Source organism: Methanobrevibacter sp. 87.7, from assembly GCF_002208625.1.
GTDB lineage: Archaea > Methanobacteriota > Methanobacteria > Methanobacteriales > Methanobacteriaceae > Methanarmilla.
In genome coordinates this window covers 1-4,521 of sequence record NZ_MRCT01000143.1, presented here as the reverse complement: position 1 = coordinate 4,521, position 4,521 = coordinate 1, and the positions used below count along the sequence as shown (strand labels likewise).

General features: G+C 23.7%; 4 protein-coding genes. 3 read left to right on the top strand and 1 reads right to left on the bottom strand.

The window, feature by feature from the left end; translation table 11 throughout:
- Nucleotides 1-383: 383 nt before the first annotated feature.
- Nucleotides 384-1,346, top strand: a complete 963-nt coding sequence (mer, locus tag BGI41_RS06765) for a 5,10-methylenetetrahydromethanopterin reductase (RefSeq protein WP_088539775.1) — start codon at nucleotides 384-386, stop codon at nucleotides 1,344-1,346.
- A 114-nt stretch (nucleotides 1,347-1,460) separates the two neighbouring features.
- Here mer and BGI41_RS06760 read toward each other — a convergent pair whose 3' ends face one another.
- Nucleotides 1,461-2,300 (bottom strand): radical SAM protein, encoded by an 840-nt coding sequence (locus tag BGI41_RS06760; RefSeq protein WP_088539773.1) that lies wholly within the window; start codon nucleotides 2,298-2,300, stop codon nucleotides 1,461-1,463.
- Nucleotides 2,301-2,603: 303 nt separating this feature from the next.
- Between BGI41_RS06760 and BGI41_RS06755 the strand changes: the two genes are divergently transcribed.
- The gene (locus BGI41_RS06755; protein WP_088539771.1) at nucleotides 2,604-3,698 is read left to right on the top strand and encodes an archaeosine biosynthesis radical SAM protein RaSEA; all 1,095 of its coding nucleotides are present in this window, start codon (nucleotides 2,604-2,606) and stop codon (nucleotides 3,696-3,698) included.
- Nucleotides 3,699-3,744: 46 nt separating this feature from the next.
- Complete coding sequence (locus BGI41_RS06750; protein ID WP_088539769.1) at nucleotides 3,745-4,236, top strand: hypothetical protein; 492 nt, start codon at nucleotides 3,745-3,747, stop codon at nucleotides 4,234-4,236.
- Nucleotides 4,237-4,521: the final 285 nt, after the last annotated feature.

The following is a 4,521-nucleotide window of genomic DNA, read 5'->3' as shown; positions in this document are numbered from 1 at the left end:
CAACGCCATAAAACACATAGCACATACTATACATAAAGAAACAACACACTCAAAAACAAATAGATATAATTGCAAAATACAATAAAGTAAATTGATACTAATTATAATAACTTTAATATAAAAAAACAATTATTAAAAATATTAAAATCAAATTATAAGATAGTAAATTAAAAATATATAATAAAATTTTCAAAAGTAATATAATAATATATGATAAGCTAATTGAAAAAAATAAATTTATAAAAAAATTAAAATTTCAAAAAATAGCCAATTTTAAGAGATTATTGAAAATAGAAACACATATAATATTTAAAATTTTCTATTTAAGACAAATAAAAAGTACTTTATATACAGGTAAACAGATTTATGAATGGTGATAATTTATGAAGTTCGGTATCGAATTCGTCCCACAACAACCTTTGGACGAAATTATAAAATTAGTAAAATTAGCTGAAGATGTAGGATTTGATAATGTATGGATTACAGATCACTACAACAACAAAAATGTATACGCTTCCTTAGCATTAATTGCTAAAGAAACAAGTACTATTAAATTAGGACCAGGAGTAACTAACCCTTACTTAAGAAGCCCTGCAGTATCTGCATCCGCTATTGCAACCATTGATGAAATTTCCGATGGAAGAGCTACTTTCGGTATTGGTCCTGGTGATAAAGCTACTTTTGAATCATTAGGTGTAGAATGGAGTAAACCATTAAGTACTATTAAAAGTGCTATTGCAGAAATCAGAACTTTAACCGCTGGTGGAAAAACTGATAAAGGAGCAAAATTAGGTGGAATAAAAGCTGTACAAGACAGTATTCCTATTTACATGGGAGCTCAAGGACCTAAAATGTTAGAAACCGCTGGAGAAATTGCAGACGGTGTTTTAATTAATGCATCCAACCCTAAAGATTACGAAGCAGCTATGCCTATGATTAAAGCAGGTCTCGACAAAGCTGGAGGAGACAAAGACTTTGATTTAGGTGCATATACCTCTACTTCAATCGGTCCAGATTCTGAAGCAGCTAAAAACGCAGCAAAAATCGTAGTTGCATTTATTGCTAGTGGTGCTCCAGATTTAGTTATTGAAAGACACGGATTACCTGAAGGATACAACAAAAAACTTGGTGACCTCTTAGGTAAAGGAGACTTCGGTGGAGCAATTGGTGCAGTAACTGAAGAAGCACTTGATGCATTCTGTGTAGCAGGTACTCCTGAAGAATTCGTACCAAAAATAGAAGCATTAGGAGAAATGGGTGTAACCCAATATGTAGCTGGTTCTCCTGTAGGAAAAGATGTTGAAGAATCTATTAAATTATTAGGAGACGTAATTAGCAGCTTCTAAATTTAATATTTTCTTTTTCTTTTTTTACTTTTTTTAAAAATAATTTAATAAATTAAACATACTTATTTTAATAAAAATAAACTCTTTTTATAATAATTATATTAAAAATAAAAATTAAAAAATAGTATTTTTTATATTATATTTACTAGAATAATATCTAATTTTTTTACTTAAATCTTCTTGATATTTAAAAGAAGGATAATCTTTATACAAACCAGTCCTATTATTATAAAAAAGATTTTTTGTTTTACTATAATACTCTGGAAAATATTTTTTAACTAAATTAAAATATTTAATTCTAGAATCAAATTCTTTATTACCAAATAAACTTAAAGATCCATATAATAAATAATCAATATCCAACTTACTAAATTCAAATATTGCTTTATCTATAGATTCATTATTATCTGCAATAAATGGTAATATTGGCATAAATGAAACACCTACAAGAAAATCTTCTTTTTTTAATCTTTCAATTGCTTTAAATCTTTTTTCAATTGATGGAACATTAGGTTCAAAAATAGAAAATACTTCTTTATCAATAGTTGAAAAAGAATAAGTTATTATAACATTTGATTTTAATTTATTAACAATATCATCCGGTAAAATAGCTACATCATTAATTTTTCTTAAAATATCAATATCTCTTAATACTAAATCAGACTTTGTTATTATATGAACAGGAAATTTAAATCTATACATCAATTTTAATAAATTTCTAGTAAGATATAATTCAGATTCAATATCCTGATAAGGATCTGTTGAAGAACCAAAAGATATTAATGCTCTTTTATTTTTTCTTAATAAAGATTTCAATTCAGATTTTAAAAGAGAAGCAGAGTTAGATTTTACATAAAAAGAATTAGTATTTTTAGCATACTTACTACCATTTATATAACAATAACTACAATCAAATGAACAACCAATATATGGATTTAAAGAATAATCTTCCATGAATAATTCTCTTTTTCCTTTTCTTTTATTGAAAATAGATTTTACTTCTTTATTTTTAAACCTATATTTATTTAGAATTTCAGAAATATCATCAAAATAATTATAAATAATACCACCTATTTTTTAAAAATGAAATATAAAACATAGTAAAATAATAAATACATTATAAATAAAAATTAATAATAAAGATTTTATAATAATACTAATTTAAATTTTATTATAATAATATATTGATAAAGAATAGAATACTTTTTCAATAAAAATTAAAGTTAATATTTTTAATATTTACTAAATAGTGATAATATGATTATTCAACAATTGACTAAAGAAATTAGAGATAATGCTACTGAAAGAGCAAAACCTAAAAAACCAGAACAGGTAGCAACAAGTTGGTATAATGAAGATTTATTATATTCTGGTGTTGGAAAAACTATATTTTTAATACTTGCAACTAAAGGTTGCTCATGGGCACTAGGTCCTAGTGGAGGATGTACAATGTGTAGTTATATTAATGATTGTACATTAGAACCTGTAACTGGAGAAAAAATTGTTGAATTATTTAAAAAAGAACTAAGCAAACATCCATATAAAGAAGATTATAAAAATGGAGATAAAATAGCTATAAAAATGTTTGCTAGTGGAAGTTTCTTAAATAGTGAAGAAGTACCTAAAGAAGCTCGTGACGAAATACTTAAAATATTAAGTGATACTGAAGAAATTAGTGAAATTGTTATAGAAACAAGACCAGAATATGTTACAGAAGAAGTATTAACTGAAATTTTTGATATTATTGGAGATAAATTATTTGAAATAAGTATGGGTCTTGAAACATCCAATGATAAAACTAGATTATATAATATTAACAAAGGATTTACTAAAAAAGACTTTGAAAAAGCTATGAAAATAATACAAGATGCAAGAGACAAAAAAGGATATAATGTTAAAGGAAAACCATACATCTTTTTAAAACCAATTTTATTAAATGAAAAAGAATCTATTGATGAAGCAATTGAAACAGCGAAATATGCAGAAGAATTAGGTGTAGATAGATTATCTTTCTGTCCTGCAACAATACATGGAGGAACTTTAATTGAAAGATTATGGATAGAAGGTTCATACCAACCACCATGGATTTGGTCTGCAGTATATGTAATTAATACTGTAAGAGACTTAGTTTCAATACCTGCACTTATGGATACTGCAGCATTTGGATCTAGAAGAGGACCTTACAATTGTAAAAAATGTAATAAAGATTTAAAAAATTTAATAATTGCAAGTAATTTAGATCAAAGTAAAATAGAATATGATTGTGAATGTAAAAATGAATGGTTAGCAGATATACATTCAAGTAATATGAATCAATCAAAAACAAGAACTAAACATTTACCATTATATTAAAAATAAACTATTGATTTAAACTCATAAATAATTAAAGAGGTAAAATATGAAAAATGAACTTATAAGTATTATATCAATTGTTCTTGGAATTATTATGATAATATTTCCAGCATTGAATTACATTAACTCCAATACTGCAATCATAGGATTATCCTTATTATTAATGACTATTTACTTATTTATTATTGGAATTTCTGAATCAGAATATAACTTAATAAAAAGTATTTTAAATACAATAATAGGATTTATATTACTAATTATAAGTATTTCAATAATGTTTAATCAAAATTTAATATCATCAATTATAGGAATTAAACAATATATTGTTGGTATATTTTTAATAATAATTGGATTAATTTCAATAATTGGAAATAGAGATAATAAATATGGATTTTATAGTGGAATTATTGGAATAATATTAGGATTAATATATATTATTATTGTAGTAACAAACTTAGCAAATCCATTATTCCTTGGATTCTTAACAGGAGTATGGTTACTTATCTGTGGAGTTTTAAACTTTTTAGATAGATATTAAATATTTTATTAAATTAAAATATTTACTTTTTTTAAATTTTTAATTATACAAATCATTTAACTAATACACTAATTTTAAAAAATAAATTTATATTATACAATTAATTTAACTACAGACTAATTTTAAAAAATAAATTTTAAATCAAATACCATCATTAAATAGCTAAAATTTTAAAGATACACTAAATTTAATATATATAATAGTTAAAATTTTAAAAACAAGTATATTAAATACTAATTTTAAAATAAGTTAAAATTTTATAATAATTAGTACTTTTTATAAAAC

Bases quoted from the DNA above. Each gene is read 5' to 3' on its own strand.
- mer (WP_088539775.1), top strand. From the start codon at position 384: ATGAAGTTCGGTATCGAATTCGTCCCACAACAACCTTTGGACGAAATT.
- BGI41_RS06760 (WP_088539773.1), bottom strand. From the start codon at position 2,300: ATGGAAGATTATTCTTTAAATCCATATATTGGTTGTTCATTTGATTGT.
- BGI41_RS06755 (WP_088539771.1), top strand. From the start codon at position 2,604: ATGATTATTCAACAATTGACTAAAGAAATTAGAGATAATGCTACTGAA.
- BGI41_RS06750 (WP_088539769.1), top strand. From the start codon at position 3,745: ATGAAAAATGAACTTATAAGTATTATATCAATTGTTCTTGGAATTATT.